Origin of the sequence: Streptococcus sp. 22.1, assembly GCF_016648645.1 — a bacterium.
Taxonomy (GTDB): domain Bacteria; phylum Bacillota; class Bacilli; order Lactobacillales; family Streptococcaceae; genus Streptococcus.
This window is the reverse complement of the sequence record NZ_JACLQK010000007.1, coordinates 61316-82439: the sequence shown is the minus strand read 5'-3', so window position 1 is coordinate 82439 and position 21124 is coordinate 61316. Positions and strand designations below refer to the sequence as shown.

Below are 21124 nucleotides of genomic sequence, written 5' to 3'. Positions count from 1 at the left end.
GCAAATTAAAACCAGAATTTTCTAGCGATTTTCTATTTTTTAATATTTTCAATTGTTTTTGAAAATCTCAGAAAGCAACTCAAATGAAAAGGAATTCAAAATATTGTATAATACAAGTAGAAAACTAAGAGGAGATTCCTATGACTTCACTTGAAAACAAAGTGCTCCAATGCGCTAGTGGTGAAAAACGCCTAAATCCCGATGAACTTCGTCAGTATTTTGGAACCTATGCGGAACGTGTAGTCCTAGCTGTTCTATTGGAAAATGCCGAAAAGAAAACTGTAATTGACAATTTTCCGCAAATATTAAAAGACTTATTAGCCGTTTACCCTAATCTTAGTCTCAAACTTTCGCCAAAATTAGCCGACCAGACACAATTTACCTATATCAAGACCGCTCAAGCACTAAATATTTCTGCAACTATCGTTGACGAGGCCAAGGCCCACTCACCATACGGTCTTATCGTACATAGTAATCAAGCAGAGAATCTTGATAAAGTGTTATTTTCAGAACTCTATCCTGATATCCTTGCTCCTAGTGAAACTGAACCTATCCTTGAAAAAAAGGGATTTTTTGCTAAACTATTCGGAAAATAAAAGCTGATGCAAAGTCAGCTTTTTCTTATATCACAATGTTTTACTGAGCTTGATGACATTCCCAATATTGAGTCCTGTGCGATAGAGATTCTCCTTAGCGGTAGCTAAAACTTGGTCTAACTCTAATACTTGTCCAATGATAGGGAAAGCAGCTGTGATACCTGCTACTGGAAAATCAGGCAAGTCATCCTTCAAACTACCACAGATAGCAATGACGGGAATAGCTGATGGTGTCCGCCTAGCCACCCCGACCGGTGCTTTACCAGACAAGGACTGGCTATCCATACGTCCTTCACCAACTATGACCAAATCAACTTCCTTCACACGTTGATCAAAATCAACGCAATCAAGTACAAAGTCAATCCCTGATTTAATTTCTGCACCTGCAAAAGCTACTAAACCCGCTGCCATGCCTCCTCCGGCTCCTGAACCAGCCAGTTTTAAAACCTCAGGAGCAAAGTTTTCGTAGAATTGTGTCATGTCTTGGTCAACCTTTTTAAATTGTGAAGGAGCTAGGCCTTTTTGTCCACCAAAAATATAGGTCGCTCCATCTTGACCACACAAGGGATTATCTACGTCAGTAATCAGATGAATAGTAACACCAGACAAATCAATCTTATTTTTAGAGGATACCTTTTTAATAAGACCAAGATTAGCACCTATTGGCTCAAGCTCCTGTCCCTGAGAGTCATAAAAACGATAACCCAATCCATATGCCATACCAATACCACCATCATTGGTAGCAGACCCACCTACGCCTATGATAAAATCTCGGATGCCAGATTGAACCAAATGAACAATTAGTTCACCCACGCCTTGTGTCGTTAGAGCTAGAGGATTTCGTTTATCCTTAGGAATCTGTTCCAAGCCACAAATCGCAGCCATTTCAAAAACGGCAGTCTGGCCATTGCTGGCAAAAGAAACACTTCCATCACTTGTATAGGCATGAGGAATCTCGATACTTTTCTTCTCAAGATTTAGATTTTCAGCAAGAGCATCTAAGGTGCCCTCGCCACCATCACCTATTGGCATGAGGTCAAAATCAGCGTCGGGTAAGGCATTTTCAAAGCCCGATTTGAGAGCTAAGGCGACCTCTTTTGCAGACAAACTTTCCTTAAAGGAATCAGGTGCAATCAAAATTCGCATGATGTCCTCCTTCTATTTTTCTTTTAGGTAAGGGGATAAGGCCTGAACTAACTCATCCGTCATATGTCTTGGACCTCGCACAGTTTTGATACCTAAACTCTTTAGCCTATCACTGTCAAATTCGGTGTCATTAAAGGTGTATAAGGGTTTAATCCGCATCAACTCCTTAATACTCGCCTCTTCACGATAACCTTGATTAGGGATATTCGCTTCTAAAACCTGACAGAGGTAACGTATGGTCTTGGTAGGTGCCGTAATATAGATAGCCACCAAATCTCCCTTTTGCATACTAGCTTTCTGTGTCCAAAGGATCTCCTCATTTGCGGAGAACTCCTCTCCAATATCGTAGTATTTCAAATTTACCGGGATAATCCAATAATGAGGCTCAAAAGCCTTTCTAAGATGTTTTGGGGCCACTAGGGAGCGACTGTCACTAAGAAACTCAATAATGGTTTGGTCCGACAATGTCTCGTCTAAAACAAGACTAATCCAGGTCTTCTTGGACATATGGTAGCTAGGAAAAACCCCATCCATTTCCAAGAGCTTATCCATTTGCTTTGGATTAACCTTCAGGTTAACCACATCATAAATTAAATCCGCCTTTTCTCCATCAAGCCCTAGTTTTTCTCCCTTAAGAGGAAAAAACAAGGCATACCATTTACCATCAACCCTAAAGGACAAATAGCTTGGTTCCTTTTCGAAAGGATGGTCTGCTTGGTCTGAAAATTCTTGAACTAAAAACTGAACTAGGCGATTAGCTTGTGGAGATGAGAACAATTGATTTTCATAACAAGAATCAGCTAGCTGTGAGAGAAGTTCTCCATAAGCTTCTCTGACTTGACCAACGTAAGTTCCAGTGGCCTGAGGACTCCTGAAGATATCATAAGGCTCATCAAGATCGATATCAACAACCTGTCCCGTCAACTTACCTTCTAAATCAATAAGCAATCGAGCTTCAAGTTCATCCGCCATCAGTGTTTTTCTGAACTCGTAACCTTGCTCAGTAGTTGTAAAACCAAAAGGCTCTAGGCTATCCTGTTTTAGGATCTTCTGTTTAAAATAAGCATCCTCAAAAGTCATTGGTTCTCCCTTTTTCTAAAAAAGAGAAGTTGAGACAAACTTATGTCCCAACTCCTTTTTTATTTTGTTGACTGACGTAAGGTAAGACCGTGATTAAGAATAACATCTTTTTCTTCGAGCTCTTCCTTATTCATGATTTTAGTCAACATACGCATGCTAACTGCCCCTAAATCATAGAGAGGATGATTAATACTAGAAAGGTTTGGACGTGTGTAGCTTGTAATTGGTGAGTCATTGCTTGTGATGATTTCGAAGTCTTCTGGAACTGATTTACCTGCAGCAAAGAGGCCATTCAAGAGACCTGCAGCCAATTCATCTTCTCCAACATAGGCAGCAGTGGCACCAGAGTTCAAAACACGTTGTGCTAAATCAAAGCCATCTCTATAGCTATATTTGGCTTCAAAGACAAGACCTTCATTGTAACGCAAATTATTCTTTTCAAGTCCAGCCTTATAACCAGCTAGACGGAGTTTGCCATTAATATCATCAATTAGTGGTCCTGATACAAAGGCAACCTTTTCATTATTCTTGGCAAGTTGCGTTACAGAATCCTCAACGGCAACTTTATAGTCGATATTAACGCTCGGTAATTGGTGCTCGAGGTCCACTGTTCCTGCTAGGACAATCGGAGTACGGGTACGAGAAAATTCTGCACGAATTTTTTCCGTCAAGTGGTAACCCATGAAGATGATACCATCTACTTGTTTGGCAAATAGAGAGTTAATCACGGTAACTTCGTGATCGTCATTTTCATCACTAGAAGCAAGGACAATATTGTACTTGTACATCGTTGCAATATCATCAATCCCCCTTGCTAAAGTAGCAAAATAGCTATTTGCAATATTTGGGATGACAACTCCTACAGTAGTGGTTTTCTTACTCGCCAAGCCACGCGCAACCGCATTTGGACGATAATCCAAACGATCAATGACCTCAAGCACTTTTTTTCGGGTGTTTTCTTTTACATTTTTATTTCCATTTACCACACGAGACACAGTCGCCATCGAAACGCCTGCCTCACGCGCAACGTCATAAATAGTGATTGTTTCATCAGTATTCATAAAAACACTTCCTTTCTCATTTTACGCTCACTCTTTCACGCTAATTGTATCAGATTCTGAAAACACTTTCAATTATTTTGACTGATTTTTTACAAAAAAATGAAAGGGATTCCTTCTTTGTGGTTATGAGGAAGAAAGCCATTTCAGAAAAAGGCCTCTCATTTCGTGTTTCCAAGACTATCCATCGCTTACAAAACTAGCCTAAAAAAGTCTCAATGAAAGTAAATGATTTAATGAAAAGCCAAAAAAACAGCTTGCATTTTCCTTATAAAAGTGACAGAATGAGTGTAAGAAATACAAAGGAGTTTTTTTCTATGTCTAAACTTGATCGCATTCGTCATTTTTTGAATGAAAATAAAGCAGGGCTAGCTATTGTTTCAGATCCTGTAACTGTCAATTATCTTACTGGTTTTGATTGTGACCCACATGAACGCCAAATGTTCCTCTTCGTCTATGAAAATCGTGAGCCTGCCCTATTTGTACCTGCTCTTGAGGTTGCACGTGCCTCTGCTGTACTCGACTTCCCAGTCTTTGGTTATGTAGACTCTGAAAATCCATGGCAAAAAATCAAAGCTGGCCTAGCAAGCACAGACAGCCCTATTATTTATGCAGAGTTTGACAATCTTAATGTGACCAAGTTCCAAGGATTGCAATCGGTCTTTGAAGGTCGCTTTGAAAACCTGACACCATTCATTCAAAAAATGCGCGTTATCAAGTCAGCTGATGAAATTCAAAAAATGCTTGTTGCCGGTGATTATGCTGATAAAGCTGTTAATATCGGTTTCGACAATATTTCTCTCGATGTTACTGAAACAGACATCATTGCTCAAATCGAATTTGGCATCAAACGCTTGGGCTATGAAATGAGCTTTGAAACTATGGTCTTGACTGGTAACAATGCAGCCAACCCACACGGCATTCCTGGAAGCAACAAAATTGAAAAAGATGCTCTTCTTCTCTTCGACTTGGGCTGTATGGTGAATGGCTATGCTTCAGATATGACGCGAACAGTCGCTGTTGGAAAACCCGATGATTTCAAAAAAGAAATCTACCACTTGACTTTAGAAGCTCAACAGGCTGCCCTAGATATGATTAAACCAGGTGTAACTGCCAGCGAAGTCGATGCTGCAGCACGTAATGTTATTGAAAAAGCTGGTTACGGCGAATACTTCAACCACCGCCTCGGACACGGTATCGGAATGGATGTGCATGAATTCCCTTCTATCATGGAAGGAAATGACATGGTCATTGAAGAAGGAATGTGCTTCTCAGTTGAACCAGGTATCTACATTCCTGAAAAAGTTGGTGTTCGTATCGAGGACTGTGGTTATGTTACAAAAGACGGCTTTGAAGTCTTCACACACACACCAAAAGAATTGCTCTATTTTGATGTTTAATTAATCCAGAAGGGTCTTCAATTAAGTTGAGGACCTTTTCGTTTGCACTCAAATTCAATAGCCATATAAAAAGCTGACTCATCGTGAGTCAGCTTTTGCTATTTCTCCTCATGCTCTTGTCTAAGATAGTCAAGTCCTTCTTCAATCCATCCTGGCATTGCTTCTGCCAAAGGTTTAAAGCCATAGTTCAAACGACTATCAGAAAAACGATGACGATGAGGGATTTTATTTTTTTCTTCCTCAAGGGTTCTCAAAGAAAGACTGGCCTTTTGTGTAAATTCATCAAAATCAACAACTTGAACTAAGACCTCCTGGTCTACCTTTAAGGTATTGTAGATATTGTCGATATAACCTGTCTTAATCTCTGAGATGTGAATCAAGCCTGTGGTACCATTTTCCAATGAAACAAAGGCACCGTAAGGCTTGATGCCTGTGATAACACCCCTAAGCTTGTCTCCAATCTTCATCTTAGTCTGCTACCTCAACTGTTTCAATTACAACATCCTCAAGTGGCTTATCTTGAGCCCCAACCTCAACATTGGCAATTTCATCAAGCACCTTGTAAGAGTCTTCATCCACCAATTGACCGAAGACTGTGTGACGACGGTCTAGATGAGGTGTTCCCCCATTTTCAGCATAAGCTTCTGCGATTGGTGCTGGCCATCCACCACGTTCGAGTTCCTTTTTAGCATAAGGAATTTCAGACGTTTGAACGATGAAGAATTGGCTACCATTTGTATCTGGTCCAGCATTAGCCATAGAAAGCGCACCACGGAGGTTATAGAGCTCTTCAGAAAATTCGTCCTGGAAGCTACCACCAAAGCTTGACTCACCACCCATACCAGTACCAGTTGGGTCACCACCTTGAATCATAAAGTCCTTGATAATTCTGTGGAAAATCACACCATCATAGTAGCCACTCTTGGCCAAATTGACAAAGTTAGTAACTGTTAATGGTGCATGATCAGGGAAGAGTTTGATGACCAAATTACCATGATTTGTTTTAATTGTTGCGACTGGACCTTCTACTGTATCCAAGTCAAGTTGTGGGAAATGAAGTTCTTTTTCTACCAATCCGAGTTCCTCCAAGGCATTGAAAATGCCATCTTCTTCTATTGTTCCTGTAACGTAATCTGCTTTTTCTTTCAATTCTGGTGTGGCATTACCCATCGCAATCTTAAGTCCAACATAGTCAAAGATTTCCATATCGTTTGGACCATCACCAAACATCATGGCATTGACTGGTTTAAGATTTTCATGCTCCAAGACATGCTCGACACCAGAGGCCTTTGAGATACCATTTGCTACGACGTCAGAGGAATGTTCGTGCCAGGGTACCATACGGACATGGGATGCGAGTTCTTCTGGTAATTCAAGGTCACCATCATTTTCCGCAAAAGTCCACATATGGTAAACATCATTCGACAAGTGAAAGTCTGGCTCCACATCACAAAGACCATAGACTGGTTTCATAGCATTATCAATCAAATCTGAACGCTCTGAGACAACTGGCTTATCCTTACCAGCAAAGCCCCAAGCAATCCCAATCTCTTTGCACCAAGCAACAAAGGCTTCTGTAACCTCACGAGCGAGGGGTTGGTTATAAATTTCTTCCCCTTTTCGATTAATCACATAAGTTCCATTGATGGTTACAAAATAATCGGGCTCTAGGTCTCGAATGTCCTCAACGACACCATAGTAGCCACGTCCTGTGGCAATCCCCGTCAAGATTCCTTTTTCTTTAAGCCCTTTGAAAACAGCCTTAATAGATTCAGGAATGTAGCCTGTCTTTTTAACACGAAGGGTGTCGTCAATGTCAAAGAAAACAATCTTAGTCTTCTTGGCCTTGTATTTTGTTTTAGCATCTACTGGCATCGCTAATCTCCTTTACAGTATCACAGCTAGAGTCAGGTATAGCTAGTATCCTAACTAAAGACCGCATGGTACTCTCATTATATCATGTCTTAAAGCCAAAAACAAAAAATCATCTAAGACTATAGTAGTCTTAGATGATAGGCAGTTTAACGATTAACACTCTTGATAATACGTTTAATATCACGCTCTTGTTCACGACGCTTGATAGACTCACGTTTATCGTAATCGTGTTTCCCTTTGGCAATACCGAGCAATACCTTGGCAAAACCGTTTTTTAGGTAGACCTTAAGAGGAACTAGGGTCATTCCTGTACCCTTAAGATCATTTTGAAGTTTGGTGATCTGTTTTTTCTTAAGCAACAACTTTCTCGTACGGTCTGGATCTTGATTCCAAATATTTCCTTGCTCAAAAGGAGCAATATGGACATTGATTAACCAGGCCTCACCATTCTTGATTTGGGCATAGCCATCTTTTAGTTGGATGCGGGCCGCACGAACAGATTTAATCTCTGTTCCTGTCAGCACGATACCTGCTTCAATAGTATCAACGATACTATAGTCATGTCTAGCCTTTTTATTCTGAGCAACAACATTGCCTTCACCCTTTGGCATAGCAGTCCCTCCATTCTCATCCTATTTTCGTTTTTTAGCAACGTCCTTGTAAAAAGGTTTGTTCCCTTTTTTCTTACGACGACCACTCTCACGTCCCTTGTTATCATTATGAGGACGGTTTTGATTTTTACGTTTGTCTGGTTTCTTAGATGACTTACGTTTTTCGTCATAAGAGCCTTTACGACCATTACCATCTTGACGGTTACGGTTATCCCCACGTTTACCACGATGTTCGAAGTCTCCATTTTGACGGTCACGACGTGGACCTCTATTGCGGAAGGTTTTCGCCTTCTCTTCACGTTCCTGACGTGCCTTGTGGTCTACTTTTTCAGTGATGTCATACTCACTTGGAAGGTATTGGAAGTCAATGTCTCCTGTTTCCTTATCCGCACGTGTTAATTTAACACGGATAGGCTGACCAACTCGGAAAGTCTTACCAGTTTTTTCACCCTGAAGTGTCATGGTACGTTCATTGTAATTGTAAAATTCTGGAAGGGTGGTGATGTGAACCAAACCTTCGATGGTGTTTGGCAATTCCACAAACATACCGAATTTAACCACACTTCCAACAATACCGTCGAATTCTTGACCAACAAACTCTTCCATGTATTCCGCTTTTTTCATAGCTTCAACGACACGTTCGGCATCAATGGCACGACGTTCAAGAGTTGAAGATGATGTCGCTAACTCAGGAATAACCTCTTCAAAATGTTCACGTGTTTCTTGAGACATATTGTTAGTGTACTCACGAATCATTCGGTGAACCAAGAGGTCTGGGTAACGACGGATTGGACTAGTAAAGTGGGTATAATACTGAGCCGCAAGTCCATAGTGTCCGTGGTTGTGTTCTGAATAGCGGGCTTGTTGCATTGAACGAAGCAGCATCATGTTCATGACCTCTGCTCCAGGTTTTCCCTGAACTTTGGCCATAAACTCTTGCAAGTCTAGCTGATCCATCTTATTGGCAGTTCCTTTGATTTGAACACCAAAAATAGAGGCATAATCCATGAAGCGTTGCAATTTCTCAGCTTTTGGCTCTTCGTGGATACGGTAGATAAATGGCAACTTAGCCTTAGCGAAATGCTCTGCCACACATTCATTGGCAGCCAACATGAAGGATTCAATCATTCGCTCGGCTGTTCCACGTTCACGCACCACGATATCCACTGGCATCCCCTTCTCATTTACCAAGATACGAGCTTCAGATGTATCAAAGTTAAGGGCACCACGACGCTCACGCATGTCTTCTAAAATCTTATGCAGTTCTGCCATGGCTGATACAGACTCCATGATTGGCTTAAACTGCTCAATCTTTTCTGGATTTCCAGCCAACATCTCATTGACATCACTGTAGGTCATACGGAAGGTTGTATTAATCACAGATTGGCAAATCTTATGATTAACCACCTTACCTTTTGGAGTAATCTCCATAATGGCTGACTGAGTCAAGCGATCAACATTGGGATTTAGTGAACAAATACCATTTGAAAGACGCTCAGGCAACATTGGCACCACACGGTCTGTCACATAAACCGAAGTCCCACGTGCTACGGCCTCACGGTTAAGAGCTGAACCTTCAGTGACATAGTAGGACACATCGGCAATATGAACACCAAGCTCAAAATTACCATTTGGCAAACGTTTAATATGGACCGCATCATCCAAGTCCTTCGCATCAGCTCCATCAATAGTAAAGGTTACCTCTTGACGAAGGTCAACACGACCAAGGAGGTCTTCCTGACTAGGTGCATCTGGTACAGCTTCTGCTTCCGCCATGACATCCTCTGGGAACTCTGAAACAATATCCATTGATTCTAAGACTTCCAAGACATCAATACCAGCATCCCCTTGATGACCAATAATGTCACGAACACTTCCTACGAAATAATCATAGTGACGGTTAGGGTATTTTTCAATATCAACCTTGATAATTTCAGTACCGTCTAGGGCAACTGGTTCTTTCTTAATATAAATTGGCTGCTGAATTTTTTGATTTTTAGACTTAATGTAACCAGCATAAGGTTCTTTCTCGTCGCTAAGGATAAATTTCCCTACAACAGTCTTAAGCGAACGTTCTACAATTTCAACAACCCGTGCTTCTGCTGCCGTCCCACGCAAACGATCCGCTGGCTTCTTGATAACAACAGCAACAGTATCACCGTCAATAGCATGGCCAACATCATTACGACCAATGAACATATCATCTTCACTGTCATCGACATGCAAGAAACCAAAACCGTTCTTATTGGCACGGAAAACACCTTCAACAGTCACCTGATTTGGATTTTCTTTCTTAGGACGCAAGGAAACAGAGCCATCTCGATTAAAACGCAACTGCCCCTTACTTTCCATGGCTGATATGGCCTTGATGAGCTGAGGAAACTTTTCTCCCCCAGCATGATTAAGAGCCTGGGCAATGTCGTTTACACTGGATTTCCCATGCTCCTTCAAATAATTTATAATAGATTCTTTCATGATTTCCTTTTCTTTTATTTATTGACTATAACGCAAAAAATGAGCCAACCTCAGTCAGCTCATTACTTACTTGAGAGAATGGAAAGGACGATTGCATCTACAATCCATAGAAAAACCATGATTCCTGTAAAGCGTTGCATAAAGGCTTCAAAACCACGTGGTTTACTACGTTCAAATAGTGCTTCTGACCCACCACCATCAAAGACATTGCTACTTGGATTCTTTTGTGGCTGCATGAATACCGCAATCACAATAATAGCTGACATCACCAAGAGCAGCGTTAATAATAAGTCGTACATAGTTATTCCTCCGAAAAAGTCCTTTTTATTCTACCATAGAACCCTTTAAGATTCAACATGTAAGGTTACTTTTCTATCCTTGGGGCAGAATTTGGGTACCTGAATTTTCTCAGGATGATTTTGTTTATTTTTACTTGTGAGATAGTTGATGCTCCCACATTCACTACACTTTAAATTAATTTTAACTCTCACCTATATTCTTGACTCCTAGCAATTTTCTAAAGATGATTAAGGACCAGACAAAATTTCCAAAGACAATCATTGCGGTCACAAAGAAGACCCAGCGATAACCTAGTCCAGTCGCAACTGCTGAACCAACAAAAGGACCTAAAACTTGTCCAATGTATGAAAAGCTTTGATTAAAGCTAAATATTCTTGAGATTCCTTCCTTGGGTGTCATCTTGGTCAATAAAGAATTGACACTAGGCATAAGGGCACCCACACCGAAGCCATAGGCAAAACGTAAGATACCCAATTGCAAGGCTGAACCGGCAAAACCACAGAGGAAATACAAGAGGAAGCTATAAAATAGTCCTATTAAAAGCAAGCGATGATTCCCAATACGGTCTCCTAATTTTCCCAGAAAAGGGGTACTCAAGAGACTAGAGAAGCCCATAGCAGAAACAATTAAACCTGAGTAAAACAGGATATTGTCCCTCTGACCTAAATAACGAATATAGAGGGCCAACATAGGCGCAATCGATTGGGCAGAAATCTGGATAATCATACTGGTCACAAAAAGGCCAATTAAGATAGATTTGCTGGGAATTTTCGCAAAAACCTGAGAAAGGGTCATCATCTCTCCCTTTTCGATAGGTTGAAAATCCTCTCGCAAACCAAAGACAGTTAAGAGGCAACAGATAAATAGAATGAGGCCCACCAAAAAAAAGGTCCCTCTCATACCAAACGCCTCAGACAGGGTACCACCTAACAAAGGGCCAATCAGAACACCTGCCGTTAGGCCCGTAGATAAGGTCCCCAGGGCATAGCCAGAACGGTTCTGAGGAACCTGACTAGCAATTAAAGCTGTGGCATTTGGAACATACCCCGCAAACAAACCATTCAGCGTTCTTAAGAAAAGCAGCCAGAAAACATTTGGGACTAAGGCAAGACCTCCCATTGTAAAAGTCATCACCATGCTGGCTCTAATCATCATGGGCTTTCGGCCATAACGGTCAGCTAAGCGTCCCCAAACAGGAGAAACCAGAGCTGAGGCTAAAGCAGAGACGGCAACAGACAAACCAGTATACCATTCAACCATGTCTCCTTTAACACCTAGTTCCTCAATGTAGAGGGCCATGAAAGGCATAACAATGGAGAAACTAGCTCCAGTAAAAAAGGTTCCTATCCATGCAATTTTAAGGTTACGTTGCCAATCAGTACTTTTAAGCTCTTCTTGGCGCAAATAATCATCTTCTTTCTAAAATTCACTATCCATTATATCACAATGACTAGCTATGAGGAGCTAGGTAAATCATTTATTGCGCTCTTCACTTTCTCCTTCAAATCATCGAGACTAGCATTATTATCAAGAACCAAGCTGGCATAAGGCTTTTTCTCTTCTAAAGACATTTGGCTATCAATACGCATCTTAGCTTCCTCAAAACTTAAGTGATTACGTTTCATCAAGCGTTGGCGCTGGACCTCAGGTAACACTGCCACCAACCAAATCTGGTCAAACCAGTCCTGATACCCATTCTCAATAAGTAAGGGAATATCCATGAAAAAAACATCTTCTTTCTTAGCCAAACAATCCCTTTGAGTTGCTAGTTCCTCTCGAATAATTGTCCCTTGAATCTCAGCAGACCGATGTCTCATCTCCTCATTCGAAAAAATCAGTTGCCCTAGTTTAGGACGATTCAATTCTCCATTAGGAAGGAGAATCCCCTCTCCCAACCAATCAAGCAAGGCACGATACAAACGGCCTCCTTTGGCCTGCATATCGTGGACAAGCTGATCAGCATCAATGACCTTGTAACCTGCCTCTTTAATCATTTCAACAACCGTTGATTTTCCTGAAGCAATACCACCTGTTAACCCAATAATCATCGTTTCTGACAATGAGGACACAAATGTGTCCCTCTCCCTCCTAACTTGATTTTCTCAATTGTGCTTGCGCAGCGTGGACAAGGCTGTCCCGTTTTTCCGTAAACCTGCAAATAGTTCTGCATGGTTCCGTCCTCACCAAGGGCATTACGATAGGTCCTTATGGTTGAGCCGCCTTTTTCAATGCCAAGCTGTAAAATGGCAATCGTTTGATCATGGACCCGCTTCATGGCTGCCTTGCTGAGTTCCTTTGCTGGCGTTTCAGGATGAACCTTGGCCGCCCAAAGCACCTCATCAACATAGATATTTCCTAGACCAGCCACCAATTTTTGCTCCAAGAGGAGACTTTTAATGGGCTTTGCAGAACTCATCAAGGCTCTCTCAAATAGAGCGTATTTAAAGGCCTTCTTAGTAGGCTCAGGACCAAGCTTTTTCCTTGTAAAATAAGCCTCCTCTTGACTTTTAGCCAATAAATCAAAGGTCCCAAACTTGCGGATATCTTGATAGACGAGGGTGGAGCCATCATCTAACTTAAAAAATAAGTGAAAATGCTTGTTGCTAGGAACTTGATCTGTAAACAGCAGGTATTTTCCCTCCATACGCAAGTGGGAAATCATAATCAACTGTCCAAAGTCAAAAATCAAGTACTTGCCTCTTCGTCGCAGGGCTTGAATGGCTTGACCAGGTAAATCAGTCAAAAAACTATCGTAGGAGGTCTTAATCATTTTTGGAACCTTGACCTCAAGCGACAAAATAGTCCGACCTACTACTAACCTTTCTAAACCTCGTCTAACAGTTTCTACCTCAGGTAACTCAGGCATCTGCTCCTCCTTCTAGCAAGAAAGCCGAGCAAGTGCCCAGCTTTTTAATATTCTTTTTCATTGTAACCAAAATCGGCCAAATCAAGTTTTTTATCACGCCAATTTTTCTTAACCTTAACCCAGGTTTCAAGGAAGACCTTGTCCCCGAGCATGACTTCAATATCTTTACGAGCAAGGGTACCAATTTTCTTGAGCATGGAACCTTGTTTACCAATAACAATCCCTTTTTGGCTGTCACGCTCAACCATGATTGTCGCACGAATATGAATCTTATCCGTGTCTTCATCACGCTTCATCTCATCAATGACAACCGCAACAGAGTGTGGAATTTCTTCACGTGTCAACTGAAGGACTTTTTCACGAATCATCTCTGATACCAAGAAACGCTCAGGGTGATCGGTGATTTGGTCCGCTGGGAAATATTGGAACCCTTCCTCAAGGTTATCACTCAAGACATCCACAAGGTGGGAAACATTGTTCCCTTGGAGGGCAGATATCGGAATAATCTCCTTGAAATCCATTTGTGTACGGAAATCGTCAATCTGCTCTAGGAGCTGATCTGGATGGACCTTGTCAATCTTATTGATTACCAAGATAACTGGAACTTTAGCTTGTTTGAGGCGTTCGATAATCATATTATCACCCTTACCACGAGGCTCATCCGCTGGTACCATAAAGAGGACTGTATCAACCTCACGAAGGGTTGAATAAGCAGATTCCACCATGAAATCCCCAAGAGCCGTCTTAGGCTTGTGAATCCCTGGGGTATCGATAAAGACAATCTGTTCCTTATCGGTTGTGTAAATTCCCATAATTTTATTGCGGGTTGTTTGAGCCTTATCACTCATGATAGCAATCTTTTGCCCCATAACATGGTTCAAAAACGTTGATTTTCCTACATTAGGACGGCCGAGAATAGCCACAAATCCTGATTTAAATGTCATATAACTTCTTTCCTATTTCGTTTTAATTGAAAATTAAGTGCCAAATTTTAGGTATGAAAACAATCATCCCCGTAATAACTGCATAACAAGAAACCACTAAAACAGCTCCAGCGGCCATATCCTTGGCATTTTTTGCTAGCATTGAAAAGTGATAATTACTAGCTAAATCGACAACATTTTCAATGGCAGAATTAACAATCTCTAGGGCAATTACGAGAAAAACTGCCATCAAAAGAAAGAGCCATTCTGTCGCAGACACACGGAAAATCAAGCCAGCCAATACCACCAAGATAGCTGAAACCAAGTGCTTGCGCATATTGCGTTCTTCTTTAAAAGCCGTTATTATTCCTGTCAGAGCAAACTCAAAACTAGCTGTAAATTCTCTATTTTTCCACTTTTTTTGTGGATTATTGTCGCGTAAGTCCATAAGCAGTCAAAATTTCTTCCTGTAATCCAAACATTTCCGCTTCTTCTTCTGGGGTGTAATGGTCATAGCCATTGATATGGAGAAAACCGTGAACAGCCAAGAAACCCATCTCACGTTCAAAACTATGTCCATAATCCTCAGCTTGTTCATGAGCCTTATCAACGGAAATAAAGAGTTCACCGATATAACTATCAAACTCTCCCATCATTTCAGCTAATTCAGGATTTTCAGCCAACTCTTCCTCATCAAAGCTAATATCTAACTCAGGCTTATACTCCAAACTAATGACATCCGTTGGACGGTCTGTATCACGATATTCCAAGTTTAGTTCGTGGCTGCGTTCGTTGGTTACAAATGTAACAGCCATTTCCTTGTCTTCCTTGCCAAGTTTTTGTGCTGCAAAATCTAGCAACTCCAAAGTTTGTTCTTTTAATTTCTCAGAGACTTGTCCAGTCTCGTCAATCATTTCAATATACATAAGATTCTTTAGGAACGGCTATGCTCACTCCAAGCACAGAACCGCTCGCTTCCTTTCACTAACTCATTAGCTTTTTATAGAAATACTCAAATACATAGAATCCTAACTTTGAGTATTTTTAGTTTAATATTAATCACCTCATTATACCATAAGGACACAGAAAAAGCAGACTTAAGTCTAATTGTCTGCTTTTTGTATGGCCTCTCCGTGAATCGCTTACTTATCCAAACTATCCTTAAGACGTTGAATATGAATGGTTAAATAGACCTGTTCGTCCAAACTCAATTCAAAAGTGTAACCTGTCTTAATATAGTTAGCAATCTTTTGGGTACAGATAAAGGATTCTGGATAATTTACCCTAACCTGCTCGTAAAGAAAAGCATCATTTTTACCACCACTAACCCCACTCACAATCCGTTGGGCTAGGTATTGGAGATGGGTCATAAAACGGTTATACGAGAAACTATCCTCATCCAAATCATAACCAAAATGAAGACGGACAATGTCACTAATCCCAACCACAATTTGAGTCATCTGTCGGTCTTTTTCATGGAGACCCGCATCCTTTTGTGCATTGACAAAATGTAAAGCGACAGAGGCAGCCTCATCATCTGCCAATTTAACTTCTAAATCCTTGGCAATCAAACAAAGAGCTTGTTTTCCAATCTCATACTCCCGAGGGTAAAATTTTCGAACCTCCCAAGCCAAGGGATTCTGCAGAGAAATACCTTCTCCACTTCTTTCAATGGCGTAATGTAGGTGGTCAGCTAGGGCGATGAAAAAAGAGGGGTCAAACTTGGTTTGTAAGACAGCTTCAGCAAAAGTAAGGATATTCAAAAAGACCTGCATTTCACCTTCAGGCAAATTGACATAAACACGAGACCATTCATCTACTGCCTCTGTATTTTCTAAAACAAAAGTCTTTTCAATCTTTTCCTTATCAACAAAGTCTCCGACCTTCTTTTGAAAGCCCAGTCCCTTGCCCATGACAATGTATTCCACATTATTATCCAAAGCCTGAACAACATTGTTGTTTAAAATCTTTTCAATCTGCATCATGATCCCTCGTCATTAAAGCGTTTACTTTATTTTACCAAATTTTTAATGAGAAACCTACTTACTGCAAACGAAAAGCGCTGGACTTACCAACACTTTTCCTAAAGTTCTGTTCGATTTTCGATAGCTCTTAGCAAGGTCACTTCATCAGCATACTCGATGTCAGAACCAACAGCCAAACCACGCGCTAAACGAGTCACTTTGATTCCCGCAGGTTTGAGGACACGTGAAATATACATAGATGTTGCCTCACCATCTGCTGTTGCATTAGTAGCAATGATAACTTCGTCAACCTCGCTATCCATAAGACGAGTAATCAAACTTTTCAAGTTAATATCATCTGGTCCAACACCATTCATAGGGGAAATAAGCCCTTGAAGCACATGGTAGAGACCACGGTATTCCTGAATCTTTTCCATAGCTGAAACATCTTTGGAGTCTTCAACAACCAAAATCTTAGTACGATCTCTCGTTTCATCTGTACAAATGTTACAGGGATCATCATCTGTCAAACGACCACAGACCGAACAATAAGTCAATTCACGTTTGGCTGCTAAGAGGTTTTTTGCGAAATCATTGACATCTTCATCAGACATGCTAATAGTATAAAAAGCTAGGCGTGTCGCTGTTTTAGCCCCAATTCCAGGGAGTTTTGAAAAACTATCAATCAGCTTCGCAATTGGAGTAGGATAAAGCATGAAGGTCTCCTGTTCTTTATATGATTTTATTCATCTCTTATCTTTTGTCACTGTCATGGATATGTCTTTACCCAAGAACAAATACTCAAACACTATATCACAGAAAAATCCCTCGTGCAAGGCACAAGAGATTTTCATATTTAGTGAGTATTTTGATAAAGTTCCATGATAGCTTTGACCGCATTTTGATGAGCCTTACTCTTCCAGTCTAGAGCATGTGGATACATAATCCCAACTGCCAACTTAGTACCATCTTTGGCAGTCGCATAGGCCACTGCATTAAGGTTAACCGTTGTTACAGAGTTACCGGAAGCATCCGTTGCATAAGTTTCGGCTGTCCCTGTTTTACCACTAATTGGAATAATAGAACTTGCCATAGCTTTACCAGTCGCAAGGCTAGAACCGGAATTAACGACATCATTAAAGCCTTGTTGGATAATCCCCATCTGCTCAGAATCAAGAGGTAAGGTATTTAATACACGTGTATCTACCGTTGAAGCTAGAGTTCCTAAGCTACCATTAGTACCAGCATCATAGATACCTCCCACAATATGAGGTGCTACACGTTTACCACCATTTGCAATTGAAGCAACATATTGAGCCAATTGAATAGTTGTATAAGAGTCGTACTGACCAAAAGCTTCTGTCAAGACGTTGGCTACATTGTAATTCTTAGAAATATAACCTTCTGATTCTCCAGGCAAATCAAGCCCTGTAGATACCCCCATACCAAAATCAGCGTAGGTATCACGAAGTGTCGTCATGGCCTTATCCATATTGTCAGTCGACAAGGCCATGCCTGGAACATATTGTTGGCCAAGTAGTTTGATTGCAATCTGCACCATATAGGTATTTGATGAATATTCTAGAGCCTGTGTCGCGGTAATAGGACGGCTACCTTGATCTGTAAACCAAGACGTAATCGAGGCTGAACCAGCAATGTTGATTGGTTGGTCAGTCAAGACCTGATTTCCATAGATGGCACCTGAACGCCAACCAGCAGTTAGGGTCGCTCCCTTAACAACAGATCCTGGAATAAAGACATCAGTGATTGTTCCTAAGGCATTTGCTTTAAAATCTTGTGCTCCTTGTTCATGTTTTTGCCCCGCCATGGCAAGTACAGCACCAGTGTCAGCATTCATAACAACGGCATACATTCCTTCAGAATAGGTAGCTTTGTTCTCTGAAATCTCTGAAGAAAGCTGTTGACCTAAGATATCTTCAACTCCCTTTTGGAAATCAAGGTCGATGGTCAACTGCAGATTGTTACCCTTACTTCCCTTTTGAGTGATTTTATCACTAGCAACTTCGCCTTCCTTGTCTACTGTAATCTCACGAACAGTATGTTTCCCTTGTAGTTTCTCCTCGTATTCTTTTTCTAGATAAGAAGTTCCTACACGGTCATTAAGGGCATAACCTTTTTTGAGGTATTCCTTGGCATCTTCTTGTGGCAAACCTGCTTCTGAACTTGAGACTTTCCCGATGAGAGGAGACAAGGCTGAATCAACCGTATGACGCTCCCAATCCTTAGCAACCGTAATACCATTAAGTTCCTTCTGTTTAGCTGCTACAATCGCAATTTGTTCAGGCGTCAAGTCTCCTGTTTTCAATGTGACTGTTGAGAAATTAGAAACAGCATTCATCTGTGAGTAAATGTAGACAATCTTAAGCTCATCCTCAGTGTAATCCACTGCTTCATCAGGAACGGCATCAACAGCATTGTTGTAAATAGTAGCTTCAGCTAATTTATTACCAAACTTATCTGTTTTCTTGTCCTTTGGAAGGTCATTAACCACACGTTTGTAGGTGGCAGAATCCGCTAGATAGAAATCGCGTTTCTGGCGTGCTGTTACCTTCGTCTCCGTTAGTGTTACCATGGTCGCTAACTTTTCAGCGACCTTCTTCATAGTATCTGATGACACCAAATTGCTACGTGTAAAGGTAATAACGTCCTTACTCTGGTTGGTTGTAAGAGCAACCCCTTTAGCATCAAAGATTTGCCCACGCTCGCTTGCAATTCTAACCGTATACTTGGAGTTATCCTCTAATTTCTTAGTATAAAACGATTTGTTATAAACCTGCATATAGGTCAAACGTGCAAAAAGCAACAAAAAAAGGACAAAGACTACACCAAAAAGCAAGTAAACACGACGTGAAATGTTTACTGGCTTTCTAGGCTTATTCGCTCGTTTTTCTTTTTGTTTTTGGCGCCGTTTTTCCCATTTTTGACTGAGTTTTTTCGAAAATGATGTCACTTTTTTTCCTCTATGTTCTCATAAAAATTCTCTTTTATTTTATCACAAATAAGCTTTAGCAAACTTAAAAAAATGTCGAAATCTAAAAAAACTTGCCTCAATACAAGACACGTTTTTTAGATTATAATGACAACTTTTTCATCCAGCTAGGAATGGCTTTACTGATAAGAGTCGGCAAAACCACATAGGCATTTTTAGCCAGATCATCAGCGATAGCTGAGTGAAGCCAGGTAGCTACTGTAACAGCCTTATAGCGATCAATTGAAGCGAACTGGGCCAGAAAACCAGTAATCATACCAGCTAAGGTATCTCCCATTCCTCCTGTGGCTTGATAAGGCCCACCAACTTCTAAATGAGCTACTTTTTCACCCTGATAGACAGCCGTCTTATGACTCTTGGCAACCAGGATTGTCCCAGCTCGGAACTCTCCCAAGGCTTTTTGAGTGTTGGAAACTGTCTGCTCTGGAATCCTTAAACCAGATAAGCGTTCCCATTCTTTTTGATGTGGGGTGAGAGTAAGATGACAATCTGGTAGGTTCTTCTTATTTTTCTTAGCCAAAAGATTGAGAGCTGAACCATCAACAACCAAATTTTGATCTGCCCTAATATTTGCCAGAACCAAGCCCATAGCCTGACTAGCTGCACCATCTTCACCTAGGCCAGAACCGATTAATACCACATCAGCTGCCCTAAGATTCTCAAGAAATCTTTCAGTCTCTCTAAGGTCAAAAGCCATGGCTTCAGGGAGATGAGCATGAAGGGCTGTGATATTTTCACGATCCGTAGCCACTGTGACCAAGCCTGCCCCACTATTGACACAAGCTATGGCAGCCATAATGATGGCACCACCATAAGGATAAAGCCCACCAACTAAAAGCACTCGACCGTAAGAACCCTTGTGAGACTCTCTCAAGCGAGGTGTTATCACTTGCCTAGCTAAATCGTCATCAACTTTCATAAACTATCCTTTCGCACTACGAAGAGCAGCTTGATAGGTCTGTTCCATCAACATAGTAATAGTCATAGGGCCTACACCACCTGGAACAGGCGTGATCATGCCAACCTTATCTTTCACTTGATCAAAATCAACGTCACCACAAAGTTTGCCTTCTTCATCACGGTTGATTCCTACATCAATGACAACAGCACCCTCTTTGACATATTCTTCCGTTACAAATTTTGCACGTCCAATAGCTACAATCAAGACATCTGCCTTGCTACAAACCTTAGCCAAATGCGGTGTTCGTGAGTGGGTCAAGGTAACTGTAGCATTCTTTTCTAGAAGAAGCTGAGCCATAGGTTTACCAACAATATTACTACGTCCGATAATAACTGCTGTCTTACCTTCCAATTCAACATTGTACTCACGAAGGATTTCCATAATCCCAGCCGGTGTACAAGGCACCATTTGACGGCGACCATTCCAGAGATTACCAGTATTCATAGGATGAAAACCATCAACATCTTTTTTAGGATCAATAGCCAAAAGAATACGCATTTCATTAATATGATTAGGCAGTGGCAATTGAACCAAGATACCATGGAAAAGCGGATCCTGATTATAGCGCTCAATAACTTCAATCAACTCTTCCTCACTAATACTCTCAGAAAGATTGACCGTCTGACTATGGAAGCCAGCCTTTTTAGCAGCACGTTCCTTATTACGCACATAAACCTGACTGGCAGGGTTATCACCGACCATGATTACCACGAGTCCTGGCACAATCCATTCCTTTTCTTTTAGACGTGCTACCTTATCATGCAATTGATCCTGCATTTTAGCAGCTAGGGCCTTACCATCCATTATTATCGCCATGGGTGTTCTCCAATACATACTTTTTTTCAATTATACCATAGTG

At 41.1% G+C, this 21124-nt stretch carries 22 protein-coding genes; 2 read left to right on the top strand and 20 right to left on the bottom strand.

Annotation, left to right across the window (positions count from 1 at the left end; genetic code table 11):
- Nucleotides 1–140: 140 nt before the first annotated feature.
- Nucleotides 141–596: a YueI family protein gene (locus tag H7U04_RS05220; RefSeq protein ID WP_048675120.1), complete on the top strand. Its 456-nt coding sequence runs from the start codon at nucleotides 141–143 to the stop codon at nucleotides 594–596.
- A 30-nt stretch (nucleotides 597–626) separates the two neighbouring features.
- Here H7U04_RS05220 and H7U04_RS05215 read toward each other — a convergent pair whose 3' ends face one another.
- The 3 genes from H7U04_RS05215 to ccpA are packed head-to-tail and all read right to left on the bottom strand — an operon-like array spanning nucleotide 627 to nucleotide 3883.
- Nucleotides 627–1742, bottom strand: coding sequence for a glycerate kinase (locus H7U04_RS05215; RefSeq protein ID WP_110980866.1), 1116 nt, complete (start codon nucleotides 1740–1742; stop codon nucleotides 627–629).
- Between the two features lie 12 nt (nucleotides 1743–1754).
- Nucleotides 1755–2822, bottom strand: coding sequence for an MmcQ/YjbR family DNA-binding protein (locus H7U04_RS05210; RefSeq protein ID WP_110980867.1), 1068 nt, complete (start codon nucleotides 2820–2822; stop codon nucleotides 1755–1757).
- Between the two features lie 59 nt (nucleotides 2823–2881).
- On the bottom strand, nucleotides 2882–3883 hold the full coding sequence (ccpA, locus tag H7U04_RS05205) for a catabolite control protein A (protein WP_070576321.1): 1002 nt from the start codon (nucleotides 3881–3883) through the stop codon (nucleotides 2882–2884).
- A 314-nt stretch (nucleotides 3884–4197) separates the two neighbouring features.
- Between ccpA and H7U04_RS05200 the strand changes: the two genes are divergently transcribed.
- On the top strand, nucleotides 4198–5280 hold the full coding sequence (locus H7U04_RS05200; protein WP_201042709.1) for a M24 family metallopeptidase: 1083 nt from the start codon (nucleotides 4198–4200) through the stop codon (nucleotides 5278–5280).
- Nucleotides 5281–5378: 98 nt separating this feature from the next.
- On the opposite strand, the gene H7U04_RS05195 is transcribed toward H7U04_RS05200, so the two are convergent.
- From H7U04_RS05195 to H7U04_RS05115, 17 genes are all read right to left on the bottom strand, one after another.
- Nucleotides 5379–5747, bottom strand: coding sequence for a S1 RNA-binding domain-containing protein (locus tag H7U04_RS05195; protein WP_002886108.1), 369 nt, complete (start codon nucleotides 5745–5747; stop codon nucleotides 5379–5381).
- 1 nt (nucleotide 5748) lies between these two features.
- Entirely contained in the window at nucleotides 5749–7155 is a 1407-nt protein-coding gene (locus tag H7U04_RS05190) for a Cof-type HAD-IIB family hydrolase (RefSeq protein ID WP_037599247.1), read from the bottom strand.
- 146 nt (nucleotides 7156–7301) lie between these two features.
- Entirely contained in the window at nucleotides 7302–7766 is a 465-nt protein-coding gene (gene smpB / locus H7U04_RS05185) for an SsrA-binding protein SmpB (protein ID WP_002885905.1), read from the bottom strand.
- Nucleotides 7767–7787: 21 nt separating this feature from the next.
- Entirely contained in the window at nucleotides 7788–10241 is a 2454-nt protein-coding gene (gene rnr, locus H7U04_RS05180) for a ribonuclease R (protein WP_110980869.1), read from the bottom strand.
- 62 nt (nucleotides 10242–10303) lie between these two features.
- A complete protein-coding gene (gene secG / locus H7U04_RS05175; RefSeq protein WP_002886135.1) occupies nucleotides 10304–10540 on the bottom strand; it encodes a preprotein translocase subunit SecG in 237 nt (78 codons plus the stop codon).
- Between the two features lie 45 nt (nucleotides 10541–10585).
- On the bottom strand, nucleotides 10586–10732 hold the full coding sequence (gene rpmG / locus H7U04_RS05170; RefSeq protein WP_002890443.1) for a 50S ribosomal protein L33: 147 nt from the start codon (nucleotides 10730–10732) through the stop codon (nucleotides 10586–10588).
- Nucleotides 10722–11945 carry a multidrug efflux MFS transporter gene (locus H7U04_RS05165; RefSeq protein ID WP_156685472.1) on the bottom strand — a complete coding sequence of 408 codons (1224 nt, stop codon included), beginning with the start codon at nucleotides 11943–11945 and terminating at the stop codon, nucleotides 10722–10724. Before H7U04_RS05165 ends, rpmG begins: the two co-directional genes overlap by 11 nt.
- 50 nt (nucleotides 11946–11995) lie before the next feature.
- A complete protein-coding gene (coaE, locus tag H7U04_RS05160; protein WP_064520750.1) occupies nucleotides 11996–12589 on the bottom strand; it encodes a dephospho-CoA kinase in 594 nt (197 codons plus the stop codon).
- On the bottom strand, nucleotides 12586–13407 hold the full coding sequence (mutM, locus tag H7U04_RS05155) for a DNA-formamidopyrimidine glycosylase (protein ID WP_156685471.1): 822 nt from the start codon (nucleotides 13405–13407) through the stop codon (nucleotides 12586–12588). Before mutM ends, coaE begins: the two co-directional genes overlap by 4 nt.
- Before the next feature lie 44 nt (nucleotides 13408–13451).
- Complete coding sequence (gene era / locus H7U04_RS05150; RefSeq protein WP_013990908.1) at nucleotides 13452–14351, bottom strand: GTPase Era; 900 nt, start codon at nucleotides 14349–14351, stop codon at nucleotides 13452–13454.
- 22 nt (nucleotides 14352–14373) lie between these two features.
- Entirely contained in the window at nucleotides 14374–14778 is a 405-nt protein-coding gene (locus H7U04_RS05145) for a diacylglycerol kinase family protein (RefSeq protein WP_002890438.1), read from the bottom strand.
- The gene (ybeY, locus tag H7U04_RS05140) at nucleotides 14759–15256 is read right to left on the bottom strand and encodes an rRNA maturation RNase YbeY (protein ID WP_002890437.1); all 498 of its coding nucleotides are present in this window, start codon (nucleotides 15254–15256) and stop codon (nucleotides 14759–14761) included. The genes H7U04_RS05145 and ybeY overlap by 20 nt, the downstream gene beginning before the upstream one ends.
- 216 nt (nucleotides 15257–15472) lie before the next feature.
- Entirely contained in the window at nucleotides 15473–16312 is an 840-nt protein-coding gene (licT, locus tag H7U04_RS05135; RefSeq protein WP_181419166.1) for a BglG family transcription antiterminator LicT, read from the bottom strand.
- 101 nt (nucleotides 16313–16413) lie between these two features.
- Nucleotides 16414–17010 (bottom strand): recombination mediator RecR, encoded by a 597-nt coding sequence (gene recR, locus H7U04_RS05130; RefSeq protein ID WP_002889030.1) that lies wholly within the window; start codon nucleotides 17008–17010, stop codon nucleotides 16414–16416.
- A 140-nt stretch (nucleotides 17011–17150) separates the two neighbouring features.
- The gene (pbp2b, locus tag H7U04_RS05125; RefSeq protein ID WP_073950818.1) at nucleotides 17151–19265 is read right to left on the bottom strand and encodes a penicillin-binding protein PBP2B; all 2115 of its coding nucleotides are present in this window, start codon (nucleotides 19263–19265) and stop codon (nucleotides 17151–17153) included.
- 121 nt (nucleotides 19266–19386) lie between these two features.
- The gene (locus H7U04_RS05120; RefSeq protein WP_080611475.1) at nucleotides 19387–20223 is read right to left on the bottom strand and encodes an NAD(P)H-hydrate dehydratase; all 837 of its coding nucleotides are present in this window, start codon (nucleotides 20221–20223) and stop codon (nucleotides 19387–19389) included.
- A 3-nt stretch (nucleotides 20224–20226) separates the two neighbouring features.
- Complete coding sequence (locus H7U04_RS05115; protein ID WP_022496003.1) at nucleotides 20227–21081, bottom strand: bifunctional methylenetetrahydrofolate dehydrogenase/methenyltetrahydrofolate cyclohydrolase; 855 nt, start codon at nucleotides 21079–21081, stop codon at nucleotides 20227–20229.
- Between the last annotated feature and the right edge of the window lie 43 nt (nucleotides 21082–21124).